This window comes from Corynebacterium striatum (assembly GCF_016728105.1).
GTDB classification, from domain to species: domain Bacteria; phylum Actinomycetota; class Actinomycetes; order Mycobacteriales; family Mycobacteriaceae; genus Corynebacterium; species Corynebacterium striatum.
Map to the genome: position 1 here is coordinate 2,192,525 of NZ_CP068158.1, position 23,369 is coordinate 2,215,893.

General features: G+C 60.2%; 22 protein-coding genes and 1 pseudogene. 13 read left to right on the forward strand and 10 right to left on the reverse strand.

Annotated features, from left to right (window positions below; genetic code table 11):
• Positions 1–18 precede the first annotated feature (18 nt).
• Together I6I72_RS10255 and I6I72_RS10260 are read right to left on the reverse strand one after the other, a co-directional pair.
• On the reverse strand, positions 19–186 hold the full coding sequence (locus tag I6I72_RS10255; RefSeq protein ID WP_201806847.1) for a relaxase domain-containing protein: 168 nt from the start codon (positions 184–186) through the stop codon (positions 19–21).
• Between the two features lie 4 nt (positions 187–190).
• Positions 191–394 (reverse strand): relaxase domain-containing protein, encoded by a 204-nt coding sequence (locus I6I72_RS10260; RefSeq protein WP_131771746.1) that lies wholly within the window; start codon positions 392–394, stop codon positions 191–193.
• A gap of 857 nt (positions 395–1,251) precedes the next feature.
• On the opposite strand from I6I72_RS10260, the gene I6I72_RS10265 reads away from it, so the two are divergent.
• The 4 genes from I6I72_RS10265 to I6I72_RS10280 all read left to right on the forward strand — a co-directional run bounded on the left by I6I72_RS10265 (position 1,252) and on the right by I6I72_RS10280 (position 2,775).
• A complete protein-coding gene (locus I6I72_RS10265) occupies positions 1,252–1,503 on the forward strand; it encodes a hypothetical protein (protein WP_141741072.1) in 252 nt (83 codons plus the stop codon).
• A gap of 104 nt (positions 1,504–1,607) precedes the next feature.
• Positions 1,608–1,913, forward strand: a complete 306-nt coding sequence (locus tag I6I72_RS10270; protein WP_080972435.1) for a transposase — start codon at positions 1,608–1,610, stop codon at positions 1,911–1,913.
• A 123-nt stretch (positions 1,914–2,036) separates the two neighbouring features.
• Positions 2,037–2,579 (forward strand): hypothetical protein, encoded by a 543-nt coding sequence (locus I6I72_RS10275; protein ID WP_131771749.1) that lies wholly within the window; start codon positions 2,037–2,039, stop codon positions 2,577–2,579.
• A gap of 22 nt (positions 2,580–2,601) precedes the next feature.
• Positions 2,602–2,775: a hypothetical protein gene (locus tag I6I72_RS10280; protein WP_005530995.1), complete on the forward strand. Its 174-nt coding sequence runs from the start codon at positions 2,602–2,604 to the stop codon at positions 2,773–2,775.
• Between the two features lie 247 nt (positions 2,776–3,022).
• Here the strand turns inward: I6I72_RS10280 and I6I72_RS13745 are convergent.
• The 4 genes and pseudogenes from I6I72_RS13745 to I6I72_RS10310 form a co-directional block, all read right to left on the reverse strand.
• A pseudogene (locus tag I6I72_RS13745) lies at positions 3,023–3,308 on the reverse strand (integrase core domain-containing protein); the annotation flags it as partial.
• Between the two features lie 938 nt (positions 3,309–4,246).
• Positions 4,247–5,194 carry a 23S rRNA (guanosine(2251)-2'-O)-methyltransferase RlmB gene (rlmB, locus tag I6I72_RS10300; RefSeq protein WP_046645601.1) on the reverse strand — a complete coding sequence of 316 codons (948 nt, stop codon included), beginning with the start codon at positions 5,192–5,194 and terminating at the stop codon, positions 4,247–4,249.
• Between the two features lie 9 nt (positions 5,195–5,203).
• Positions 5,204–6,637: a cysteine--tRNA ligase gene (gene cysS, locus I6I72_RS10305; protein ID WP_049063126.1), complete on the reverse strand. Its 1,434-nt coding sequence runs from the start codon at positions 6,635–6,637 to the stop codon at positions 5,204–5,206.
• Between the two features lie 224 nt (positions 6,638–6,861).
• The gene (locus I6I72_RS10310) at positions 6,862–8,733 is read right to left on the reverse strand and encodes an FAD/NAD(P)-binding protein (RefSeq protein WP_049145026.1); all 1,872 of its coding nucleotides are present in this window, start codon (positions 8,731–8,733) and stop codon (positions 6,862–6,864) included.
• 57 nt (positions 8,734–8,790) lie between these two features.
• On the opposite strand from I6I72_RS10310, the gene I6I72_RS10315 reads away from it, so the two are divergent.
• The 7 genes from I6I72_RS10315 (at position 8,791) to I6I72_RS10345 (ending at position 16,867) form a co-directional block, all read left to right on the forward strand.
• Positions 8,791–10,551, forward strand: a complete 1,761-nt coding sequence (locus I6I72_RS10315; protein ID WP_080969986.1) for a TIGR04028 family ABC transporter substrate-binding protein — start codon at positions 8,791–8,793, stop codon at positions 10,549–10,551.
• Positions 10,552–11,514 (forward strand): ABC transporter permease, encoded by a 963-nt coding sequence (locus tag I6I72_RS10320; protein WP_201806849.1) that lies wholly within the window; start codon positions 10,552–10,554, stop codon positions 11,512–11,514.
• Entirely contained in the window at positions 11,511–12,401 is an 891-nt protein-coding gene (locus I6I72_RS10325) for an ABC transporter permease (RefSeq protein WP_049151681.1), read from the forward strand. Before I6I72_RS10320 ends, I6I72_RS10325 begins: the two co-directional genes overlap by 4 nt.
• 6 nt (positions 12,402–12,407) lie before the next feature.
• The gene (locus I6I72_RS10330) at positions 12,408–14,048 is read left to right on the forward strand and encodes a dipeptide ABC transporter ATP-binding protein (protein WP_201806851.1); all 1,641 of its coding nucleotides are present in this window, start codon (positions 12,408–12,410) and stop codon (positions 14,046–14,048) included.
• 24 nt (positions 14,049–14,072) lie between these two features.
• Positions 14,073–15,299, forward strand: coding sequence for an alkylhydroperoxidase domain protein (locus I6I72_RS10335; RefSeq protein ID WP_201806852.1), 1,227 nt, complete (start codon positions 14,073–14,075; stop codon positions 15,297–15,299).
• A 28-nt stretch (positions 15,300–15,327) separates the two neighbouring features.
• Positions 15,328–16,011: an SDR family oxidoreductase gene (locus I6I72_RS10340; RefSeq protein ID WP_046645606.1), complete on the forward strand. Its 684-nt coding sequence runs from the start codon at positions 15,328–15,330 to the stop codon at positions 16,009–16,011.
• A 79-nt stretch (positions 16,012–16,090) separates the two neighbouring features.
• The gene (locus I6I72_RS10345) at positions 16,091–16,867 is read left to right on the forward strand and encodes a GntR family transcriptional regulator (protein WP_049151684.1); all 777 of its coding nucleotides are present in this window, start codon (positions 16,091–16,093) and stop codon (positions 16,865–16,867) included.
• A 16-nt stretch (positions 16,868–16,883) separates the two neighbouring features.
• Here the strand turns inward: I6I72_RS10345 and pepN are convergent, their stop codons facing one another.
• Positions 16,884–19,415: an aminopeptidase N gene (pepN, locus tag I6I72_RS10350; protein WP_049151685.1), complete on the reverse strand. Its 2,532-nt coding sequence runs from the start codon at positions 19,413–19,415 to the stop codon at positions 16,884–16,886.
• 107 nt (positions 19,416–19,522) lie between these two features.
• Between pepN and I6I72_RS10355 the strand changes: the two genes are divergently transcribed.
• On the forward strand, positions 19,523–20,146 hold the full coding sequence (locus I6I72_RS10355; RefSeq protein ID WP_049063324.1) for a mycothiol-dependent nitroreductase Rv2466c family protein: 624 nt from the start codon (positions 19,523–19,525) through the stop codon (positions 20,144–20,146).
• Here the strand turns inward: I6I72_RS10355 and I6I72_RS10360 are convergent.
• Complete coding sequence (locus tag I6I72_RS10360; protein ID WP_049063322.1) at positions 20,143–20,862, reverse strand: hypothetical protein; 720 nt, start codon at positions 20,860–20,862, stop codon at positions 20,143–20,145. The genes I6I72_RS10355 and I6I72_RS10360 overlap by 4 nt on opposite strands.
• A gap of 120 nt (positions 20,863–20,982) precedes the next feature.
• Between I6I72_RS10360 and I6I72_RS10365 the strand changes: the two genes are divergently transcribed.
• Entirely contained in the window at positions 20,983–21,456 is a 474-nt protein-coding gene (locus tag I6I72_RS10365) for a ribose-5-phosphate isomerase (RefSeq protein ID WP_005530955.1), read from the forward strand.
• A gap of 84 nt (positions 21,457–21,540) precedes the next feature.
• Here I6I72_RS10365 and I6I72_RS10370 read toward each other — a convergent pair whose 3' ends face one another.
• Together I6I72_RS10370 and I6I72_RS10375 are read right to left on the reverse strand one after the other, a co-directional pair.
• Positions 21,541–22,374, reverse strand: a complete 834-nt coding sequence (locus tag I6I72_RS10370) for an aldo/keto reductase (RefSeq protein ID WP_049063320.1) — start codon at positions 22,372–22,374, stop codon at positions 21,541–21,543.
• A 134-nt stretch (positions 22,375–22,508) separates the two neighbouring features.
• Complete coding sequence (locus I6I72_RS10375) at positions 22,509–23,300, reverse strand: DUF4349 domain-containing protein (protein WP_005530952.1); 792 nt, start codon at positions 23,298–23,300, stop codon at positions 22,509–22,511.
• Positions 23,301–23,369 lie beyond the last annotated feature (69 nt).

Sequence of the window (23,369 nt, forward strand, 5' to 3'; positions counted from 1 at the left end):
GCGGATGTTTTGAATTCTTCACGCAGCTTGGTGGTTGTGTGTTTCAACGATAAGACGCTTTCCAGTCGGCTCTTTTACTTGCTTTCGCGTGTAGCCGGCATGCTCCGACAAGTAATCCAGCGCCTGGGATGCTGCCGCCTGGTGGGCTTCATCGACGATGCCACGCACGGCAGAATCTGCGCCCATACCCTCACAACAAGGAGACAGATTTCGGCGCACAAAAAGTCAGATCGAAGCCTGGAACACTGTCCTTTCTCGGAGCATTTCCAAGCCCCGCACCGCTCGGAGCGACAGCCTTATTGAACCAATTCTCAACCGTTTTCCCGACACAAGCGCACCGTTGTCGGCGCCCAAAAATGCCGAAACCTCGGCCACGTTTTCTCCTCGAAGCCACACCGAAGCCGGTTGCTTTCCGTCCTCGGAATAGTACGAATCCGTCCCCCGATTCTCATCAACCGTGGACTGATAATAGGCCACGGAATGCGCACCCATCTTCGCGATAGTCAGCACGCCGCCACCTCCTCAACGAACCCCACGGTGACCACCTGGACACCTACTAGGCAACTTGTTGCAAATGTACCAAAGAAAAATCAGTCATCGGCCTGATAGTCCAAAACCTGGCGGGCAATCAGGCTGCGCTGGCGCGGAAATAGGTGCTTGCGTCAGGCAGACAAACGCGCGAGCGATTGGCGGATTAAGCAGGTAAGCACGCGACAACGGCGAGCGTTGGGACGCGGATGAAGCAAAGATAAGGTCCACGGATAAGCGTGTTTATCCGTGGACCTTGATGGCGTTCATCGCAGCGCGTGTTGGTAGCGAGCGAGAAGCTCCTCGGACATAAAGAGCCTCCACCCTAAGAAGGGATCTTTAATCGCGATATTTTACGGTTAAAAGCCATGTCCCTTTTGGTGTTGGAACGCATACACCTATTGCCTTGAAATGGGACTCGTAGTAGGCGAGCTTACTCATGCACTCTACTTCCGAATGCAGCACCCTTGAGGTAGATTTCCAGATTTTATCCCAGAGTCCATAAGGCTGATATGTAACCTCACTACGATCGTTCGGTTCAATCAGAATTGGCGATTCAGGATTAGACTGAGAACCGATCTCAGACCAATCATCCATAGTTTCATCTGGTGACACAGTTGCAGCATTAGCTACAATAGGAGAACTTGTAACCAATGAAAATGCAAGAGCGTAGGCAACAAACTTACGAGCACGTAACATCAAGACCTCACTTAAGGGTAGAGAATGAATCCAGATTCCTTTTCATTATGGTCGTTGCTCGACCAAATATCTTCAGAAATAGACAGTGATGTTTTTCCTACTACCTCAAATTTTCTAGAACGCCTCAAATTCTTAGCTGAGAATTTCTCTGATGAATCAGGAAACATTGAGGTAAATCGCATTGCTTTATCTATAGTCACTACCGTCGGTTCTCTCGAACAACGCATTCAAACACTGGAGAAAACTCTTGCAGACCCTGGGATATCAGGCAGCTAAAGGCAAATTAATCTAGGCCGTGTCTCTTAATTAGTTGAGAGTAAGTGTGAAAGAGTTTTCGGTATGAGCAGTCTCGAGAATTTCCGAGAGGTACCCGAGACCACATGGGAAATCATCGTTCCACACCTGCCCTCTACCACCGGAAAGTCGGCAGGCCATTTTCCGATAATCGCACCATCATGGAAGCCATTGTCTACAGGTTCCGCATCGGATGCCCATGGCGGGATCTTGCAGAACGTTTCGGACCTCGGCAAACATTGTGGAAACGCCACAATCTCTACTCGCGCACGGGAGTCTATGACGCCATTCACCAACCCGTAGTAGCGCTTAAAGACACCGAAGGCACTATTGACTGGAGTTTAAGCGAAGCAGTCGAGGAGGTCTCCCCAAAATTGTTGGTCCTGGCTTGATCTTGATTCAGTGGCCGCGTGAGGTGCGATAGATCACCTCACACAATTCGTCAAACTATTGCCCACAATTTGGACAGTATGTAACCTCGGGAGCAGTTCGGCCCTATAGAGATCGGGAACACTATGAAAACTCAGTCAAAAGCATTGGCTTCACTAGCTTCCATAGCTATCCTTTTTGCTAGTCAAGGACTAGCCTCCGCTGCAGAAAAGGACGATCCTACAACCCCTCAAGAGTTCCAAGAACAGACCGTTGCGGAAGGAACAGTCACCCCAGAGGTTCTGGATCAAGCTTTTGAAGAACTGATCAACTCGGATGTTCCCCGAACTGTAAATGATGACTCCACCGTAACCTTCGACCTCGAGCACATGGATCTAACGTTAAGGGATCCACATGCCATCACCCCCTATGTGAGCGGAGGGAAAGAAAACGGGGGATTCTGGGTAGAGTTCACCCCTCTTGAGCAGGATATGATCATCAGCGGATCGGGGTTTGCCCTAGGGGCCGCCATCTGCGCCATTCCCGGTGTCGGGTGGGCTGCCTGCACCGTCGTTGGAGCCATCATCACTGGGGCAACAGTAGTCCTCAGTCACCACAAACGCTGCAATAATCGCTTAAAAGCCCATTACACGTGGGCCGGAAGAGTCCGAGGCATCGAGTGTACTTAACGATCAAGTGTAAAGAGGACTAATGAACAGACATAAAATATCTCCCAATGCGATTGTCGTTGCACTATTTGGGCTGGCAATTTCAGGTTATGTCGCCATCACAAACAAGTCGATCCTCGGATTTTTCATCCTCATACTGCTCACTATAGTTGCAGCGGTACTGGTCAATCGCGTCAAAAACAATCATCAGGAATAACCAGTGAGTAAAGTCGTCAGCCGGCGGTTGCATCCGTTAGCGTGGTGTACGAGTTAGTTCTTGTGATGGGCCCCGAGGACAAATAGGGCGACCATCATGGGTACCTTTCGAATCAACTTCTACCTATCCTCGAAAAGGACGCCGGGCGTGACCCCTGAAAAGTAGACAAGGTGAGTGGCAGTAATGCTGCCTTGGTCAGTGTAATAGATTGGGCTTCAAAGACATCGGGCGATACCTGTCCGCATCATGAGTGTCGGCGCTGTGTGTTGTATCTGATGCACCACCGAAATACCTCCCGCCGGCATTGCAGCGGATTGTCGAAGACTTTCCTATTGCGCAGGACCTCTCTTTTCATCGTGGAATTAAATGACTCTGCTAACGCATTATCTGCACTGGTACCGATAGCACCCATGGACTGGATTACGCCAAGTTCCTGGCATCGTGTGCTAAACGCTGCTGATGTGTACACCTTGTGAGCCGTGGTCCGAGTGATAAATTGGGCCCGCCTTTGTCCTTGCGGGACAGTCCAGCGCTGCGCATCAGCCGGGCTGTGTGCTCGCGTCCAATGTTAATGCCCCGGCGGCGCAGCACGTGCCGCATCTTCTGTACGCCGTAGACGTCGTAATTTTTGGAAATGAACGTCGTGACTATGCTCCACGAGGGCAGCGTCGCGAAGACTGCGGGCGCTTAAGCCCCGGGCCTTGGATTGGCGGTATCCACGCGAGCTAAGAAAGATGCCTTCGCGATGCGTGTTTAACGTCTGGCAGATGATCTCGACGCAGCTTGGCGGCCTCTGCCACAAGGTCCTCAGGCAACCGTTCGGTAACGCGTCCCTCACGTCGAGCGGGCTTGCGTCCATTGCCCCGCTGTGTGCCATGATCTTGCAGGCTGCCTGCGTCGAAATACTCTCCGCCAGAATGCGGTCTTCCACGAGGCGGACCACACGGTCTTTTGCCTCCTGATCAAACTTCTTCGGCATGTTCGAGAATTTTCCCATTTACTCAAACGGAACAAACCGAGGGCATTTTACGGTAAGACCGAAGGAGAAAACCCAATATCAAAGGCCGCCCAACGTCGCGAAAGAAAACCAAGAACTGCGTAGGGCCTACCTCAGCTTTTAAGCGAGGCGTAATAGGCGGCGTATCGGCTGCATCGACACCATGGATCATGGAACTGAGTGTTTCTAGCGACGGAGAATTATCACCGAGAACCCGAAGGATCTCTGCCCAAGTCATACCCTCGTCATAAAGTTTCTTCACCGTAGGGCGAAGAGCTCTTAGTCGAGCCGGAGAAAGCTGCTTTCTAGTCATAGACATAACTCAAGGTTCTCTCCGTGCACTGGCCTACAAACCAGCACACGACTCGCGCTACACGAGGTCTCATAAAAAGTCCGCAGTCCCTCGTCAAGCGCGTGCGAACGCGACCTCAAGGTCTGCTTTTGCGTGGCTGGGTGTTTGCTAAGGGGCCGTGATTACTTCGCCGCGCGACGCTGACGAGCGAACTCAGAGAGCACGGCACCCGCAGCAACGGAGGCATTCAAGGACTCAACCCAGGTGGTCATCGGAATGGACATGATGACGTCGCAGTTCTCGCGCACCAAACGGGAGATGCCCTTGCCCTCCGAGCCGATGACGATGACCACAGGGTCCTTGCCGCCGGTGTAGGTATCGAGGGTGTGCTCGCCGCCAGCATCAAGACCCACGACCTGGTAACCCGCCTGCTGGAACTCCTGCACCGTACGGGTCACGTTGGTCACGCGCGCCACTGGCAGGCGAGCCGCGGTACCCGCGGAGGTACGCCATGCCACCGCAGTCACCGAAGCCGAACGACGCTCCGGAATGATGACGCCGTGGCCGCCGAACGCAGCCACCGAACGGATGACGGCGCCCAAGTTGCGCGGGTCGGTGATGTTGTCGAGGATGACGAACATGCCCGGCTCGCCAGCGTCCTTCGCGCGGTCCATGAGCTCGTGGAAGTCCGCGTACTTGTACGGCGGAATCTGCAGGCCGATGCCCTGGTGCATACCATTGCCGGTCATGCGATCCATCTCGTGACGCTGAATCTCAAGGATAGGAATGTTGCGGGAATTCGCAATGGCCACGGCCTCCGACAGGCGCGCGTCGTTGCGGGTGCCCTGCACGATGTACAGCGAGGTAGCAGGCACCTTTGCGTGCAGACACTCCACGACCGGGTTACGGCCGACGACCATCTCCGCCGTCTCCTTCTGGTGGCGGCCCGAGTTGCGGCGCTCGCGCTCCAGCTTGGCCTTGTGCTTCGCGTGGTAGACGCGGTCCTCTGCCTTAGGCGTTGGCCCCTTGCCCTCAAGGCCCTTCTTTACCTGGCCGCCACTGCCCTTAGTGGCGCCTTTCTTGTTGGTCTTGCGGATGCCCGCGCCGCCGCGGCCGTGTGTACGTGCCATGAATTCTCCTTAGGCTAGCGACCAGGTGGGGCCGTCAGCAGTGTCAGTGATGGTGATGCCAGCGGCGGCGAGGCGGTCGCGGACGGCGTCCGCAGTTGCCCAATCCTTCTCCGCGCGGGCTTGGGTGCGGCGTTCCAGTTCCGCTTGGACGAGGACGTCCAGCGCTGCATCCGCATTGCTTGTCAACGTCCCATCTTTCCACTGTTCATCCAACGGATCAAAGCCCAGCACCGCGGCCATGGCGCGCACGGACTCAGCCGCCTTGCGGGCCTCGTCTGCAGACCCTTCTGCCAGCGCCTTGTTTCCGGCACGGACCGTGGTGTGGATTTCGGCCAGTGCCTTCGGCACGGCGATGTCGTCGTTCATCGCGTCCTCGAAGCCCTGGGTCCAGTCTCCTACAACGAGGTCGTCGAACTTGTTCACGAAGTCCTCGATGCGGCGGTACCCGGCAGCGGCCTCGGTCAATGCCGCCTCGGAGTATTCCAGCACGGAGCGGTAGTGCGCGGAGCCGAGGTAGTAGCGCAGCTCGACCGGGCGGACGATCTCCAGCATGTTGTCGATGGCCAGCACGTTGCCCAGGGACTTGGACATCTTCTCGCCGGCCATGGTCACCCAGTGGTTGTGCATCCAGTAGTTGGCAAACTTATCGCCCGCCGCGTGCGACTGCGCTACCTCGTTCTCGTGGTGCGGGAACTGCAGGTCAAGGCCACCGCAGTGGATGTCGAATTCGCTGCCCAAGTAGTAGGTGGACATAGCCGAGCACTCCAAGTGCCAGCCTGGGCGGCCTTTGCCCCACGGGGTGGGCCAAGAAGGCTCGCCGGGCTTGGCGCCCTTCCACAGGGCGAAGTCCTGCGGACCGCGCTTTCCGCGCGCAAGCGCCTCTTGTCCCTCGCCTTGGTCCATATCCTCGACGCGGTTGCCGGATAGGGAGCCGTAGTCAGAGCCCTCTGCAGCGTTCCAGGCGGTCACATCAAAATAGACCGAACCAGCGCCGTCTACCCCCGCGGTATCGTCAGGTACCGCGTAGGCGAAGCCGGCGTCGATAAGCCGCTGCATGTAGTCCACCATCTGGGTAACGAATCCCGTGGCGCGCGGCTCTACCGATGGCGGCAGGACGCCTAGGGTGTTGTAGGCCTTGGTGAACTCGCGCTCGTAGGTGGAAACCCACTCCCACCAGGGGCGACCGTTGTCTGCGGCCTTGTTGAGAATCTTGTCATCGATGTCGGTGACGTTGCGGACGAAAGCCACGTCTAGGCCCTGCGCCATGAGCCAGCGGCGCAGGATGTCGAAAGCTACGCCGGAGCGCAGGTGGCCGATGTGCGGCTGGGCCTGCGGGGTGGCACCACACAAGTAAATCGAGGCATGCCCTTCTTTTACGGGCACGAAATCGCGCTGGGTGCGGGTGGCGGTGTCAAAAATGCGTAGGTTACTCACCCGAACCATTCTAGGCTATGGGCTCTTGGCTGTTTGCGGTTGCTTTAAGACACAGAGTTGCGCCTTCCACGCGCGCCTTTCCCGGCAGATACCCAGCCCTGGAAACCAAGACCTCCTGTTCGCTTTCGCCCACGCTTTCCGACGCCGCGCTTTTCACCAGGGAGCTGCGTTTCCAGGGCTGGGTGTTTGTGGAGGGAGGAGCGGCCGAGCGTCGGACGCGGTGGGGGCTGGGCCTAGTGCTCGGCGCGGAGCACGGTGGCGAGGAGCGAGCCAGCGGTGCGGTCGGTCTCCTGCAACATGAGCGGGTCGGTTCCCGGCATCGGGGAAATCGTGGTGTCAGGCCACTGCGAGTAGGTGGGGATGCCGATGACGTGCAGGCGCGGATCGGTGCTGCCGTCGGGGCGAACAACCTTGCGCTCCCAGGTGGTCTCCGGGGAGCCCGTGGCGTTGCCGTGGTCCACGAATGGACGCACGCGCTCCTGCAGGGAAACCGCGAGGAGGTCTGACGGGCGGCGCACGTCGGGGGAGTGCATCCACGCATCGATGAGCCAAGGGCTGGTGGCCGTGCGCTCGCCGGAAGTCAGCGTGAACTCAGCATCGGTCCAGCTCAAGGCGGGGCGGCCGCCGAGGAAGGTGGCCAAGCCGGCGTCGACGAGGGCGAGCAGCTGGCGGGTGCGGAACAGCGGCGGGCCGGAGCCGACCATCTGGCCAAAGGCCATGAATTCCTTGTAGTTAGTGGTGCGCGATTCCCAGGTCATGCGGCCCTCGGAGCCAGCAATCGAGGAAGGCTTGCGGGCCGCGGAAATGGCCCACAGCGCGGCCTTCAAAGGGGAGTCGGCAGCAGCGACTGCTTCCACGATGTCGCGGGCAAGTCCCTCAGCGATGTAATCGGTGAGCTCTTCGATGGTGGTGCCGGCGAAGTCAGCGAGCGGATTGACCCAGTGCGCCAAGTCGAGTGGCTCGGAAGAAACGCCCTCGAGCGCCGCGTTGAGCTCGCGGGAAAGTCCCACGACGTCCTGTGCGGAAAGCTTCGCTGCGTCGATACGGGAGACAATCTCCGTGAGCGGAACCTGCAGCGCATCTGGGCTAACGCGTGCTTGGGTCTCGTAGTACTCGGCGTAGGCATCGCGCACGATGTGTGGCAACAAGTCGCGGCCGAAGTCCACCTCGCGGCCCTGGACCAGTGCCAGCTGCTTGCGGAAGCGCACCAGCTCCGCGCGCGGCGGCAGTGCGTGGTACTCGGATTTTGGGATGTAGGGGTAGCCGCGGCCGGAGGAGACCACGAAGTGGGGTTCGTTGCCGGATGGCTCGTAGCGCAGGCCCGAGCGGGTGGAGTTATCGGTGTGGAAGACGCCGCCGCGGTCGATGGTCAGGAGCGCCATGATGTCGAAGAAACCCATGCCTAGGCCGCGCACCAGTACATCCTGGCCCGCCGGCACCTCGGAAAGGGGCTGTTCAACTGGGTTGTTGGGGCGTACCCAATGCAGCTGGGAGGAGACCTCGGCCAGGTGCTGCTCAGAGTCAGTTGGGCCGGGAACCTGCCAGCCGTAGGCCAAGACAGTGGCGTCGCTTGCAACGTGGGAGCCGTCGGCAAGATCGATGACGTCGTGGCCCTCAGCCTCGTTTACAGCTACTGCGCGCGAGGAGTGGTTGACCACGGTCACGGTCTTAGGCAGCTGTGCCAACGCCACCTCGAAAGCCCAGCGCAGGTAGGCGCCGTAAAGCGCACGCGATGGGTTGGACTCGGGGCGGGTGGTCTCGATTTCGGCGCGGAAGGACTCGTCGATGGTGACGGGGTGGGCGTCGAAAAGTGCCTGCTTAGTAGGGGAGATGCCATCTCGTTCACCACGCAGGAGCTGGATCCACTCGTACTGTATGGGGCCTTCCAACACGGGGGCCGTCATGGTGGACTCGGGCTCGGTGAAGAGGGTGACCGCGCCTGCGAGGGTGTTCATGCACAACGTCTGGGTTTGTTCGGTATCCCAGATGCGGCCGGCGCCGAGCTGCGCGTCGTCGATGAGGTGCAGCGTGAGGCGTGGGATCTCCGCAAGCGTGTGCAGGTGAGCGGCGAGGCGCTCTACGACTGATATGCCGCGTGGGCCCATGCCCACGATGGTGATGGATGGCGTGGATTCATGCGAAGCCAATTCTATTCATCCTTAATGGCGGGTCTGCAGGCTCGCCGTTTGAGAAAAATTATTAGACCGTTTTGTCTATGGAATTTATACCAACAAGTCTACGTTGTGTTAGTTTACAAGCCTATTTACACTCTCATAAACGAAAGCTACCTCGTGAAAAAATTCCGCACTATCGCCAGCGTATTGGGTGCAGCGGCCCTGCTCGCAGGATGCGCAGCGCCCAGCGGCGAACAGGCAGGGGAGGACAGCAACGTCCTGACCTACCTTGAGCCGCAATTCTTCCGCACACTGTATCCACCCGCGGCCGGCTTTTACCCTAATGGCGGCGTGGTTAACCAGCTGACCGACCGCCTGCTTTACCAAGACCCTGAGACTTTGGAGCTCTCCCCGTGGATCGCCACCGAGATGCCCGAGGTGAACAAGGACGCCACCGAGTACACGTTCAACATCCGCACGGACGTGACTTACTCCGACGGCACCCCGCTGACCGCGGAGAATGTGGTGCGCAACTTCGATCTTTATGGCCTCGGCGATAAGTCGCGCACACTGACCTCCTCGGAGCAGATTGCCAACTATGACCACGGTGAGGTCGTGGACGAGGACACCGTGAAGTTCTACTTCTCGGAGCCTTCCCCGGGATTCCTGCAGGCCACCTCCTCTTATAACGCGGGCCTTTTGGCGGATAGCTCTCTAGAGCTCGACGACGAGGGCTTCGGACCGGGCAACGCGAAGAAGGTTATTGGCTCCGGCCCGTTCGTGGTCGATTCCGAGAAGATCGGTACCGACCTCGTTCTCAAGACCCGCGAGGATTACGACTGGGCTCCACCGGCAGTGGAGCACCAGGGCCGCGCCGACATCGATGGCGTGCACTACATCTTGGCTGCAGAGGAGTCCGTGCGCACCGGCGCGATCGTCTCTGGCCAGGCCGATATTGCTCGCCAGATCTCCGCGCCGCAGGAAGGCCTCCTCGAGAACAAAGGCGTGCAGATCATCTCTCACGGCACCAACTCCATTAACAACCAGTTGGGCTTCCGCTTCAACCACCCGTTCCTGCAGGACAAGCGAGTACGTGAAGCCATCATTCACGGCATCGACCGCGAGGAAATCCTCCGCGTGCTCTTCTCTGAGTCCTACCCGCTGGCTCAGTCCTCCGTGGCCCAAACCGGGCTGGGCTTTAAGGACCAGTCGGCGGCGTACACCTTCGACCCTGAGGAATCGAAGCGCCTGCTGGATGAGGCCGGCTGGAAACCAGGCCCGGATGGAATCCGCGTCAAGGACGGCAAGCGCCTAGTCCTGCGTTCGAATACCGCGCTGCCACAGCCGCGTTCCAAGGAAGTCATGACCATGGTCCAGGATCAGCTAGGCGCGCTGGGCATTGCGATTGAGATCAACCCGGGCGACCAGGCAACTCAGAACGCAGATGCGAAGTCCATCGACAAGGTGCAGCTCTATCACATCATGGTGGGCCGCGCGGATTATGACGTTATTGCCTCTATGTACTCGGTGAACAACCGCGACGCCCTGCTCAACCAGGACAAAGAGGGCAATCCTCTCGACGCGAAGCTGGAAGAGCTGCTGGGCAAGGTGACCTCCAGCCCCAAGTCTGAAGACCGTAAGAAGGCCGTCGAAGAGGTGCAGGATTACCTGACCGAACAGGCTTACGTCATCCCGTTCTTCGAGGAGCCGCAGGTCTACGCAGTGGCACCGGAAGTGCACGGCTTTAGCCCCGAGTCCGTGGCCCGCCCGTGGTTCTACGAGGTCAGCCTTGAGCAGGAGGATAAATAAATGACTACCAAGCAATTTGCCGCCCGCATTGGGCAGGCCATCCTGGTGCTGCTGGTGACCTACACCGTGGCCTTCTTCCTGCTGTCCGCATTGCCTTCCGACGCGGTCATGTCCCGCTACGGCGACCCCGCCCTGGGCCTGTCCGAGGCGGAGATTGCCGCCATCCGTGAGGAGATGGGCGTCGATAAGGCGCTGCTCGTGCAGTTCTTTACCGGCCTCATCGGATTCTTCACCGGCCACTTCGGAAACTCCACGCAGACGGGTGCGGCGGTGTCGACGCTCATTGCCGACGCCCTCCCACACACGTTGATTCTGGCCGTCTGCTCGATTGGCCTGGCCATCATAGTGGCGCTCCTCGTGACCTTCCTGGCAACCCTGCCGGGACTCGGCGCGATTGCCACCTTCTTCCGTGGGCTGCCTTCCTTCATGGTTTCCCTGCCGGGCTTCTGGATCGGTATCCTGCTCATCCAGCTCTTCTCCTTCCAGCTGGGCTGGGTGCGCATCATTGAGCCTTCCAGCATTGAGGGCCTGATTCTGCCCACGCTGACCCTGTCGGTACCGATGGCGGCACCGCTCATTCAGGTCCTCATTCGCTCCATCGACGAGACGCAAGCGATGCCTTTCGTGCAGGCGGTGCGCGCTCGCGGCGCCTCGGAGTCGTGGATCTTCTGGCGCAACATCTTGCGCAACTCCCTCCTTCCGGCACTGACTATGGCGGGCCTGCTCTTCGGTGAGCTCGTCGGCGGTGCCGTGGTCACGGAGACCGTCTTTGGCCGCAACGGCCTGGGCTACATGACGGCGCAGGCGGTCTCCAACCGCGATACGCCGGTTCTGCTGGCCATCGTCCTCATCGCCGCGACTGCCTACGTCATCGTCAACCTCGTGGTGGATCTGCTGTACCCAGTCCTGGACGTGCGTCTGCGCCGTCCTGCCCAGGATTCCGTGAAAGGAGCCCGCGCATGAGCGCGCCAACATCTAACGCCGTGAACACCGCACATCCGGTCGACGGCATCACCACACTGCGCCGTAACCGCCGCCCCGTCGGCCGCGCCCAGCGCAACCCGTGGACCAGTCCAGCCTCCATCGGGGCTTTCGTCATCCTGGTGGTGGCTTTCCTCGCCGCCCTTTTCCCGGGCCTGTTTACTAACTCTGACCCGTACGCCGGCACCGACGTCGCGCTGCTGCACTCGAGCTCCGAGCACTGGTTCGGCACGGACGCCGTAGGCCGCGACCTCTACGCTCGCGTGGTCTACGGCGCCCGCCAATCCCTGCTGGGCGCGCTGATTGCCGTTGCCGTGGGTCTCGTGGTCGGCACCTTGCTCGGCCTGCTGGCCGGCTCGCTGCGCGGCTGGGTCGATTCGGTCATCATGCGCGTGGTTGACGTGCTGCTGTCCATCCCCGGCATCCTGCTGTCCCTGTCCATCATCATCGTGCTGGGCTTTGGCTCCCTGCAGGCCGCCGTGGCTGTCGGTGCGACGTCGATTGCCACCTTCGCCCGCCTGGCCCGCTCCCAGGTCATCACCGTGGCTGGCTCCGACTACATCGAGGCCGCCTACGGTGCTGGCGCCACCCCGGCGCAGGTCATGGCCCGTCACATCCTGCCCAACTCCCTGACCCCGGTCATCGCCCTGGCCACCCTGCAGTTCGGTTCCGCCATCTTGCAGCTGTCCATCTTGGGCTTCCTGGGCTACGGCGCCCCAGCGCCGACTCCGGAGTGGGGTCTCATCATCGCGGAGGGCCGCGACTTCATGGCTACCGCATGGTGGCTCATCATCTTGCCGGGCTTGGCAATCGTGGCCGTGGTGGTCTCTGCCAACCGTCTTTCCCAGAACTTCCGAGCGGAGGCATAAAAACTCATGACTGATAACCACACTCCTTTGCTCAAGGTTCGCGACCTCAATGTTTCCTACACCACCGCGGCTGGCGAGGTGCCGGCCGTCCAGGGCGTCAGCCTCGAGGTCTACCCGGGCGAAATCACCGCCATCGTGGGCGAGTCCGGTTCCGGCAAGTCCACCTCGGCGATGGCCGCAATCGGCCTGCTTGCCTCCAACGCGCAGGTCGACGCCGGAACTATCGAGTTCCAGGGCCGCGACATAACAGACCTCGACAACAAGCGCTGGCGCGAGCTGCGGGGCCGTTCCATTGGCCTCATCCCGCAGGACCCGAACAACTCGCTCAACCCGTTGAAGACAATCGGTGCTTCGGTGGAGGAGGGCCTGGCTATCCATGGCGTTGGCACTGCGGCTGAGCGCAAGCAGCGTGCCATCGAGCTGCTCGACCGCGTGGGCATCGACGACCCTGAGCGCCGCTACGGCCAGTACCCGCACGAGCTTTCCGGTGGCATGAAGCAGCGCGTGCTCATCGCGGCTGCAGTGGCGCTCGAGCCCGAGCTCATCATCGCCGACGAGCCAACCTCCGCGCTTGACGTCACGGTGCAGAAGGTCATCCTGGACCTGCTCGATGAGATGCGTCGGGAAACCGGCGTGGGCATCCTGTTCATCACCCACGACCTGGCGGTGGCAGGCGATCGCGCCGACCGCATCGTGGTGATGGAAAAGGGTCAGGTCCGCGAGTCGGGCCAGGCGGCCAGGGTTCTCACTGATCCGCAGCACGCTTATTCACGCCGCCTGCTTGCCGACGCCCCGTCCCTGTCCGTAGCCGACGTCGCCAACGCTAAGCGTCGTCCCGCGCGCAGCACCGAGACCGTGCTGCGGGTGCGTGACCTCACCCAGCGCTACGGCGACTTCCTCGCGCTCGATGGCGTGAGCTTCGATGTCGCCAGGGGAACCACCCATGCGCTGGTGGGCGAGTCCGGTTCCGGCAAGACCACCACTGGCCGTTCCATCGCCTTGTTCAACGCGCCGACCTTTGGCTCCATCGAGCTGGCCGGTGCAAATGGTGGCTCCACCGAGCTGACGAAGCTGAAGGGCAAGGCTCTGCGCGAGGCCCGTAAGAACGTGCAGCTGGTGTACCAGAACCCGTATTCCTCCCTCGACCCGCGCCAGTCCATCGGCGACGCCATCGCTGAGCCACTGCGCAACCTCGCGGGCGCGTCCAAAGCCAAAGCGAAGATCCGCGCCCAGGAATTCCTGGAGCTGGTTGCCTTGGACCCGCAGCACTACGACCGCCGTCCGCGGGAGCTTTCCGGTGGACAGCGCCAGCGCGTGGCCATTGCCCGCGCGATGATCGTGGAGCCGGAGTTGGTGGTTCTCGACGAGGCAGTCTCCGCGCTCGACGTGACCGTGCAGGCACAGATCCTGCGCCTGCTGACAGACCTCCAAGACGAGCTGCAGCTGACCTACGTATTCATCTCCCACGACCTCGCCGTGGTCAACCAGATCTCGGACACGGTCTCCGTCCTCTCCCACGGCCAGCAGGTAGAGTTGGGCCGCACCGCGGACGTCTTTGCGAACCCACAATCCGAGTTCACCCGCCCCCTCATCGACGCCATCCCAGGACAGCGTTACCGCGCCGGTGACCTCAATCTGGGCCTGTAAGGGCCCGAAAGTTAAGGAGTTTTCATGGCATACATCATCAACCAACTAGCCGAGGTCAGCCCGGAGATTGCCGAGCTGCGCTCCCGCCGGCCTGACGCTTTGGCTAACGCGCAGCTCTCCTTCGAGGCACTTCTCGAGCCGGCTGAGGAAGGAACCTTCCCGTTTACTGAGCGCTATGCCGTGGCCGCCTTCGTGGCTGGCATCTACCAGTCCACGAACGCCCGGGACTTCTACGCCGACCTGCTGGCTGACGACGCCCCGGCAGAGCTCAATGCCGCGGTACAAGAGGCCATTGCGCACGGTATTTCCGTCGGCCCATACGCAGATGCCGAGGGCATTTCTGGCGATGCCGCCGGATTCATCACCTTCGAGTCCGTTGCCGGGCTAGGAGAACGCCTCGTTGCAGCCTTCGACTTCGCGCATCTGCTGGTGTTCCATCCCAAGGACGCAGCGCCCGAGGCCATCGGCCACCTGCAGGCGGCGGGCTGGTCGGACGATGACATCGTCACCCTCGCGCAGCTCATTTCCTTCCTGTCCTTCCAACTGCGCGTCATCCACGGCCTCGTGGTCTTGGGCGGCTCTACGGCTTGTACTCCGGAAACGGAGAGCAAGGAGGGCGTCGCCAAGCTAGGCTGGCAGAACCACGAACGTACCCTGACCCCGGACGTCCATGCTCCAGAAGGTTTTGTGAACCACTCCCTGGGCTGGAAGCCATGGCTGGCACCGCTGCCCAAGGATGAATTCACCCCAGAGCACACCGACGCGCTGATCCGCCCGGAGCGTATCGACTCCGAGTATTTCCGCCTGCTGGCCCGCGACCCTGCGGCGCTGAAGGCACGCACACTCACGGACCTGGATATCTTCTACAACACCGACGGAGGTATGGGCCGCGCCGAGCGTGAGCTGGCCGCAACTGTGGTCTCCCGCTTTAATGGCTGCGAGTTCTGCGCTTCGGTGCACCAGCAGCGCTCGAAAGACGAGGGCGGCGATGCCGATGCCGTGGATCGTCTGCTCTTTGAGGGACTCGACGCAGATCTGGGTTCTGAGCAGTGGGGCGTTATACGCGACGCCTCCCGCGAGCTGACGCGTACTCCGTTCGCCTTCAACTCCGGTTGCGTGGCCAAGCTGCGTGGCGTCGGATTCGATGATTTGGCCATCATCGACCTCATCAACTCCGCCTCTTTCTTCAACTGGGCCAACCGCCTGATGCTCACCATCGGCGCACCCGACGTGCCTAAGCGCTACCGTTAACAGCACATACGACGAGAAGGAGTAAACCATGACCACCTCGAAGATTGCGGTTGTAACAGGTGCCACCGGCGGCATGGGCCGCGAAATCATCCTTGACCTCGCGCGCGACCACCACGTGTATGCGTTGGGTCGCCGCGCAGACGAGCTCGCAGGCATGGACAACGTGACCCCAGTTGCCATCGACCTTGTGGAAGCCTTGGACAAGGATGAAGAGGAAAACATCGGCCTGCCGGAGCTCGACCGCGTGGACGTCCTAGTGCATGCGGCGGCACGGGCGGACAAGTACTCCGTGGAATCGGCGCGGCCGAAAAACTGGCGCGAGCAGATGGACCTCAACGTCCACGCGCCTTCTGAGGTCACCCGCCGCTTGCTGCCGCAGCTGCGCCAGGCGGAGGGCATCGTGGTGTTTATCAACTCCGGAGCTGGCATTCATAGCTACGGTGACAACGTGATTTATTCGGCCACCAAGCACGCTTTGTACGCGCTTGCCGACGGCCTACGTATTGCCGATCCTGCCATCCGCGTCAGCACTGTCTCGCCGGGACCGACTGACACCCCAATGCTAAAGGGACTACAGGATTACGACCCTGCCCATGTCATTGCACCTATTGAAGTAGCAAAGGCAATTCGCGCTGCAGTGGATGCGGGACCTTCAACGCAGCTTACTGAGATTCGTGTTCGCCCACGTATTGAGCTGGCGTTAAGAAAATAAATGAAGTTACCATACTAGTTGTGGAAGTCACAGCTCCTCGACATGCGATTTTCTGAGAGGTCGGTAAGATCTGGGAACTGTGACTGAAACCACCCGCCGCAGGCCGGCTTATTTGACCATCGCGGATTCCCTGCGCAGCAGGATCGAATCCAAAGTTCTCAAACCCGGCGAGCGATTCCCCACCGAACGCGAACTTGTTCAAGAGTTCGGCGTCGCCCGCATGACCGTCCGTCATGCGCTCGACATCTTGCAGATTGAGGGATTGATTGATCGCAAGCGCGGCCGCACCGGTGGTACCTTCGTACGCGCTATTCCACCGACTCTGAGCCTCACCAGCGAGCACGGCATCCTACAGCAGCTCACTGAGCGCGGATTTAAGACGCGCGTGGAAGTTATCTCCCTCGATAAGCTCGAGGTTCTTTCTCACGTGGCTGGAACCCTAGGTGTGGAAGATACCGCGTTAGTGTGGGAGCTCAAGGGTGTCCACTACGTCGACGAGACCCCAATCAGCGTCACCAAGGTCACTATCCCAGTCGAGCTCGTACCGGATCTGGATGAGCATGAACTCAACCAGCCACTGCTGCCACTGCTCGAGACCTATGGACTCAAGTCTGTGTACAAGCGCGAAAACATCATTGCCGCCACTGCCCGCGCGGAGGAGCAAAAACTCTTGGGCGTGGGCCGCTCTCACCCGATGCTGCGCTTTAGCCGCATCATCAAGGCAGCTGATGACACCGTCATCGCCTTCCAAGAAGAAACGCTGCGCCCCGACGTCGCCAACGTCGAGGTTGTCTTGGGCGAGGATCCTTCCCACCAAAAGAATCCTCGCACCTCGACTAGCGCCAGCTTGTCCTGACTAGCGCCAGCTGGCGCTAGTCAGCGTCTACTGCGCGGTTACGCAGCGCACGCGCCATGCGGTCGCGCTGCTCGGTCACGGAGCGGCGCAGGCCGCCCGCCAGATCGCGCTTGAGGAACTCGTCGGCCTCATCCAGGGTCTCCTGCGAGATTGCCCACGACGGGAACAGGCCGGTCACGGAGGTCAGGCCAATCTCGGAGGACTGGGAAGACCAGACCTTCTCCGCCACGTCGAAGAACTCTGACGTCGGCAGCAGCTCATCGGAGCCGGGGTAGGTGAGTCCCTCAAGCTTCGAGGTCAGCTCGCGGTTGGTGAGCTCACCGGCCACGATCTCATCCCACACCGCACGCTTGTTCTCAGCAGTGTTGACAGCCGCGCGCGCACGCACCGCAGCCTGGTAGCCGGTGGCGGAGTTATCGCGAGCCAGCTGAGCGTCTACAGCAGAGGAGACGTCGTCAAGCGCGCCGTCGGCAGCCAGCGCCGCGATGGCGTACCAACGCAGGCCCTCGTCGTCCGAAGACTCCAGAACGTCCTGCAGAAAAGCGCGGGTGCCATCGGTCAGGCGAATCTTTGCCAGCGCCTGGGCGAAGATAATGGAGCGCTCCGGATCGGAATCCTTGGTGCCTTCGAGGAGGGCGTCAGCAAGCACGGTGCTCTCCTTGGCCCACGCTGGATCCGCGTAGTTGGACTGTGCGGAAGAGGCCTGCTGCAGGATGCGCTCGAGCACAGCCAGCTCGGTCTCCGCAGCCGCGCCACGTGCCACCAGCGCCACGAAATCGCGCGCCTTCATCGCACCGCCGCGGGTCATCTCCCAAGCAGCGGACCAGCACAGAGTGCGCGCTAATGGGTCCTCGAACTTGTCGATGTTGCCGATGAGGAACTCCAGAGAACCCTCATCCAGGTCCAGCAGCGCATATGTGAGATCATCGTCGTTCGGCAGGATGAAGTCGATGTCCGCGCGCTTCTTGCCCACGAGTTCGGCAATCTCGGTGCTTGCGCCGTCGATGTCCATCTCGATGCGATCGGTGCGCACGACCTTGTCGCCCTGCAGGGAGTACAGGCCCACGCACACGCGGTGGGTGCGCAGGGTATCGCCGCTCTGTACCAGCTCAGCGGCGGTGATAATGCCTGCAGAGTCGGTCTCGGTGTGCACGCTTAAGCTGTTGATGCCCGTGGTCTTGAGCCACTGCTGCGCCCAGAAGGACAGGTCGCGGCCGCTGGAGGTTTCGAGTGAGGAGAGGAGGTCGTCGAAAGTAGCGTTGGAGTACGCATGCGCTTTGAAATGGCGGCGCACGCCGGCGAAGAAGTTCTCGCGGCCCACGTATGCCTGCAGCTGCTTGAGCACGGACGCGCCCTTGGCGTAGGTGATGCCGTCGAAGTTCTGCTCCACGGTCTCAATGTCAGAAGCATCGGTGGAAATCGGGTGCGTGGTGGGCAGCTGATCCTGCTGGTAGGCCCACGACTTCTCCACGTTGGCGAAGGTGACCCACGCAGTGTCGTACTGGGTTTCCTCAGCCTGGGAGATGGCGGCGGACCAGGTGGCGAAAGATTCGTTGAGCCACAGATCATCCCACCACTCCATGGTGACCAAGTCGCCGAACCACATGTGAGCCAGCTCGTGGAGGATGGTGTCCGCGCGGCGCTCGTACTTGTAGTGGGTGGCCTTGGAGCTGAAGACATATTCGTCGCGGATGGTCACGCAGCCTGCGTTCTCCATGGCGCCGGCGTTGAACTCTGGCACGAAGATTTGGTCGTACTTGCCAAACGGGTACGCAAAGCCGAAGTTGCGGTGGTAGAAGTCGAAGCCCTGCTTGGTCTCGGTGAGGATGCGCTCGGCATCGAGGTGCTCCGCCAGGGAAGCGCGGCAGTAGACGCCCAGCGGCACTTCGAGCTTCTGCGCTGGGTTGCCCTCTGGGTGTTCGCTCAGTTCGCCGGTCCAGGTGTCGGTGACCTCGTAGTAGGAGCCAGCGCACAGGGCGACCAGGTAGGTGGACAGCGGGTAATCGATCTCAGTGGACCAAGTCTGGGCGCCGTTTGCGCCCGCCGTGGTCTGGGTGGGGCCGTTCGTGATGACGGTCCAGTCAGCTGGGGCATCGAAAGCCAGCGAGTAGGTGGCCTTCATGTTGGGCTGGTCGAAGCAGGCGAACACGCGCTTGGCGTCGGCGGTCTCGAACTGGGTGTAGAGGTAAACCTTCTCATCTGCTGGGTCTACGAAGCGGTGCAGACCCTCGCCGGTGTGGGAGTAAGGAATCTTGGCTACGACCTTGAGCTCGTAGTCAGCCACCTGTAGGCCCGAAAGGGGAACGCCGAACTTGGCCTCATAGGCGTTGGTGGGCAGGGGAGCACCGTTGAGGCGGAGCTCGAGGAGTTCCTCACCGCGCAAGTCGATGAAGGTGGATCCCGCTTGCTTGACGTGGAAAGACACCACGGTGGTGGAGATAAAGTGCGTCTCCGAATCCGTGAGGTCTAGGTGAACGTCGTAGTGCTTCACGTCAATCATCTGCGAGCGGGCGTTTGCCTCCTCGCGGGTGAGGTTGATCGAGGTCATTGGGTGTGCTCCTCTGCTTGGTGAATAAGTTTCTGCATCAACCTTAGTCGTGCGCCTAGGGTGGGAAATCGTCAATTACCAATGAATTTTTGTTTGAAGGAGTCAGCATGGCTGAAACCGTGAAGTTTTGGTTCGATTGCACGTGCCCGTTTGCGTGGGCGACCTCCCGCTGGATTAAGGAAGTAGAAAAGGTCCGCGACATCGAGGTCACCTTCGAACCCATGTCGCTGTCCGTGCTGAACGACGGCCGCGATCTTGATCCCGGCTACATGGAAATGATGAAGGCTAACTGGGGCCCTGCCCGCGTTGCCGCAAAGGTGGCGATTGAGGCCCCAGAGAAGGTCGATGCTTATTACACCGCGATGGGCACCCTCATCCACGGCAAGGGCCAGGGTGGCAAGAAGGGTTACGGCGCCTACGACGAGCTCATTGCGCAGGCGCTTTCCGACGCTGGCTTGCCCACCGAGTTCGCTTCCGTTGCGAACACCGAGGAAGTGGACGAGCAGCTGCGTGCTTTCCACAACGCCGGTATTTCTGAGGTCGGCGACGAAGTGGGAACCCCAGTGGTCAAGCTTGGCGATACCGCTTTCTTCGGCCCAGTTATCACCCGCATCCCAGAGGGCGAGGAAGCCGGCGAGATCTTCGACGCTGCTGTCCGCCTGGCGCAGTACCCTTACTTCTTCGAGATTAAGCGCACCCGCACCGAGTCCCCGCAGGTAATTGAAGATTAATTCCTGGCCTTGGACTCTTGGGCCGGCTTGAGGCTGGCCCACGCAGTGAAGGACAACACTGCTGAGAAGACCGTGACGAATGGGATGAAAAAGCTCAGCAGGGCAAAGCCCCCGGCACCCACCATGAGGTTCCGGGGCTTCGTGCTGTCTGTGCTCATTGCCGTGACCAGTGCCAGAGCGGCCATGACAAAGGGGGCGATGCGTGAGACGACGATCATGGCAGCGCGCGCAGTCTCCGGCGAGACGTTGAGCGAATCGAGGCGCTCCTGGAACAAGAAGGTCCACAGGACCTCGACCAAGACCAAGACGGTAAAGGCCAAGCCGATGACGAAGTAACGCTTGCCGGTGCGGGAAGGCTCGTTGAGGTGCAGATACGTGATGGAGAGGAACAACAGCACCAGCAACGTGGCTATGGGCGCCACCATGCCTGCGATGTTGATGATGGGCAGCGTCATCTGCGCGGAGTATTCCTCCCACGCTGAGTGCGCCCAGGTAGCCCACGACGCCGCGCCAATCAGTGCGGTAATTCCCACCCGGAGGTCACGGTGCGCGGGGAAGCAGTAGAACGCTCCGAGCACGATGTGGGTGAGGGTAATCAGGATAGTGCCCACGAACGGCCCCACAAAGGGCGGAAGAATGATCGGAAAAATCGCTAGCAAGAACACGCTGGCGATGAAGATGCTAATTACTAGTTGGGTGGCGAAGCGTTCATTCATGGGGGCGCTGCCACCTTTCATCTGAGGTATCCCCGGAGGCATCTCTTAACGGGGGGTTGATTATTGCTAGAACGTCGATCATAGCAACAGGGTTGCTCGCGAGACTGTAGTATCTGGGGCATGCGCGTTTATCTAGGAGCAGACCATGCAGGTTTCGAGACGAAGAATGTCATCGCCGAACACCTGAAGAAGCAGGGCCACGACGTTATCGATTGTGGCGCACACGTTTATGACGCTGAGGATGACTACCCAGCATTTTGCATCGAGGCAGCACTGCGTACTGTCAACGACCCAGGCTCCCTCGGCATTGTCCTTGGTGGCTCTGGCAACGGTGAGCAGATTGCAGCGAACAAGGTAAAGGGCGCTCGTTGCGCTTTGGCGTGGTCCCCAGAGACCGCCCGCCTGGCTCGCGAGCACAACAATGCACAGCTCATCGGCATTGGCGGCCGTATGCACTCTGAGGAAGAGGCGCTCGCTATTGTCGACGCCTTCCTTGACCAAGAGTGGTCCGCTGCTGAGCGCCACCAGCGCCGCATCGATATCCTTGCAGAGTACGAGCGCACTGAGATTCCACCGGAGATTCCGGAGGTTTAAGAGCCCTTTAACTTCGCCGCACTTAAGAGAAAAGCGTTCCCTAAACCATTGTGGTTGGGGAACGCTTTTTGCGTTTAGCGCGTCCTACTTGACGTGGAACTCGTTCGGGTGCGGACCGCCGCGGCCTTCCTCGCCCAAGTCGAGGTCGGTGATTGCCGCCATCTCGTCCTCGGTCAGTTCGAAGCCGAAGACATCGAAGTTCTGCGCAATGCGCTCCGGGTTGGCGGACTTGGGGAACACAATGACGCCGTTTTGCAGGTGCCAACGGATGATGACCTGGGCAGGGGAGACGCCGTATTTCTCAGCAGGCTCGGTAACTGCGTCGACCTCGAAGAGGTCCGTCTGGCCCTGGCCCAATGGGCCCCAAGCCTCGATCTTTACGCCGTGGGCGCGGAAGGCGTCCAGCTCGCGCCAACGCTGCAGGTAAGGGTGCAATTCTACTTGGTTTACCACAGGGGTGACGGAGGTGTGGGTTTCTAGCTGCTCGAGGTGCTCCAGCTCGAAGTTGGAGACACCAATGGACTTGGCCTTGCCGGCCTTCTGCAGCTCAATCATCTGCTTCCATGCCTCGACGTAGTTGCCGTCTTCCGGGCATGGCCAGTGGATGAGGTAGAGGTCCACGTAGTCGAGGCCTAGCTTCTTCAAAGACTCGTCGAGTGCAGCCGCGGCGTTGGTCTGGCTGTCATTCCACAACTTGGTGGTGATGAAAAGCTCCTCGCGCGGGATGCCAGAGCTGGCGATTGCGCGGCCTACGCCTTCCTCGTTGCCGTAGACGGCAGCGGTGTCGATGTGGCGGTAGCCCACGCGCAGTGCCTCAGCGACGAGTTCCTCGGTCTTGTCTGGGTCGACTTTGAATACGCCGTAGCCCAGCTGCGGGATCTTCTTGCCGTCGTGCAGTTCAATCATTGGTACAGTCATGCGGCCCAGACTACGTGCATTTGCCACGGCTTGGCAGACACCGCCGAATAAACACGGTTTATCCACGGGAAAATCCCCTGACCATGTGGTCAGAGGCTCCTCATGAATCCAGTAACAAGGCGTTAAAGCGGCATCTAGAAGTCGAAATCGAAGTCGAAGAGTCCGCCGCCGTCGCCACCATCGTCGCCACCGAAGAGGCCGTCGAAGAGTCCGCCGCCGTCACCGTCGCCGCCCATGTCGCCGCCGGCATCTCCCATGTCGCCGCCCATGTCACCGCCGAAGTCGCCGCTTTCAGCTGCAGCAGCGGAGTAACCGATGCCCGACATTCCAGCGAACATAGCGTTGAACATCATGGAGTAACCCACCATCCAGACACCGGTGCTAAGGGCATCGGCCCACCAAGGGCGGGAGTACCAACCGGCCGGAACCGGGCGACCCGCGACCATGCCACCTGGGTAGTAGTTAGGAGTCTCGTTGGATGCATAAGGCGAGGCAGTAAGGGTCTCGCCATTTGCTTCAACGGTGCGGCGCTCGGTGACCTTACCGGCCTGGCGCTGACCCTCTAGTGGCGGCAGCTCGGGGCCGGGGTTCATGCCCATGATTTCGCGTGCAGCGTTGACGTAGTGCATGCCCTCGAGCGCAGACTCGCGGGCCAGGTTTGCCTGTTTAACAGTGGTGGCTTGCGAAATTGCTGAGTTCGCAGCGGTAAAACGCTCGGATGCGTCGGCCATGGCCTGCATCGATGCAGTGTCGGTTCCGGAAATCTGCATCACCTGGCCGCCAAGGCGCTCGGTCCAGCGGCGGGCATCGGCGAGAGCATCATCAAACTTCTGTGCTTCGAGCTCAGCCTGCTTCTTCTTATTGCCGCGGGAGGCCAAGTATGCAGCGCCGCCGCCGAGGACGATGATTACGAGGAGTAATGACACTTAAACTCACTTCCGATTTCTAAAGACTAAATTTCGCACTTACCGACACAACGCTACCGCCTCGCAATT

What these genes read in the sequence shown, in the direction of transcription:
- I6I72_RS10310 (WP_049145026.1), bottom strand. Translation starts at nt 8,733, where the DNA reads ATGGGCCCACGCGGCATATCAGTCGTAGAGCGCCTCGCCGCTCACCTG.
- I6I72_RS10370 (WP_049063320.1), bottom strand. Translation starts at nt 22,374, where the DNA reads ATGACTGTACCAATGATTGAACTGCACGACGGCAAGAAGATCCCGCAG.
- I6I72_RS10360 (WP_049063322.1), bottom strand. Translation starts at nt 20,862, where the DNA reads ATGAATGAACGCTTCGCCACCCAACTAGTAATTAGCATCTTCATCGCC.
- I6I72_RS10365 (WP_005530955.1), top strand. Translation starts at nt 20,983, where the DNA reads ATGCGCGTTTATCTAGGAGCAGACCATGCAGGTTTCGAGACGAAGAAT.
- I6I72_RS10325 (WP_049151681.1), top strand. Translation starts at nt 11,511, where the DNA reads ATGAGCGCGCCAACATCTAACGCCGTGAACACCGCACATCCGGTCGAC.
- I6I72_RS10355 (WP_049063324.1), top strand. Translation starts at nt 19,523, where the DNA reads ATGGCTGAAACCGTGAAGTTTTGGTTCGATTGCACGTGCCCGTTTGCG.
- I6I72_RS10335 (WP_201806852.1), top strand. Translation starts at nt 14,073, where the DNA reads ATGGCATACATCATCAACCAACTAGCCGAGGTCAGCCCGGAGATTGCC.
- cysS (WP_049063126.1), bottom strand. Translation starts at nt 6,637, where the DNA reads ATGGTTCGGGTGAGTAACCTACGCATTTTTGACACCGCCACCCGCACC.
- I6I72_RS10265 (WP_141741072.1), top strand. Translation starts at nt 1,252, where the DNA reads ATGAATCCAGATTCCTTTTCATTATGGTCGTTGCTCGACCAAATATCT.
- I6I72_RS10320 (WP_201806849.1), top strand. Translation starts at nt 10,552, where the DNA reads ATGACTACCAAGCAATTTGCCGCCCGCATTGGGCAGGCCATCCTGGTG.
- rlmB (WP_046645601.1), bottom strand. Translation starts at nt 5,194, where the DNA reads ATGGCACGTACACACGGCCGCGGCGGCGCGGGCATCCGCAAGACCAAC.
- pepN (WP_049151685.1), bottom strand. Translation starts at nt 19,415, where the DNA reads ATGACCTCGATCAACCTCACCCGCGAGGAGGCAAACGCCCGCTCGCAG.
- I6I72_RS10340 (WP_046645606.1), top strand. Translation starts at nt 15,328, where the DNA reads ATGACCACCTCGAAGATTGCGGTTGTAACAGGTGCCACCGGCGGCATG.
- I6I72_RS10255 (WP_201806847.1), bottom strand. Translation starts at nt 186, where the DNA reads ATGGGCGCAGATTCTGCCGTGCGTGGCATCGTCGATGAAGCCCACCAG.
- I6I72_RS10275 (WP_131771749.1), top strand. Translation starts at nt 2,037, where the DNA reads ATGAAAACTCAGTCAAAAGCATTGGCTTCACTAGCTTCCATAGCTATC.
- I6I72_RS10330 (WP_201806851.1), top strand. Translation starts at nt 12,408, where the DNA reads ATGACTGATAACCACACTCCTTTGCTCAAGGTTCGCGACCTCAATGTT.
- I6I72_RS10315 (WP_080969986.1), top strand. Translation starts at nt 8,791, where the DNA reads ATGGCGGGTCTGCAGGCTCGCCGTTTGAGAAAAATTATTAGACCGTTT.
- I6I72_RS10280 (WP_005530995.1), top strand. Translation starts at nt 2,602, where the DNA reads ATGAACAGACATAAAATATCTCCCAATGCGATTGTCGTTGCACTATTT.
- I6I72_RS10270 (WP_080972435.1), top strand. Translation starts at nt 1,608, where the DNA reads ATGGGAAATCATCGTTCCACACCTGCCCTCTACCACCGGAAAGTCGGC.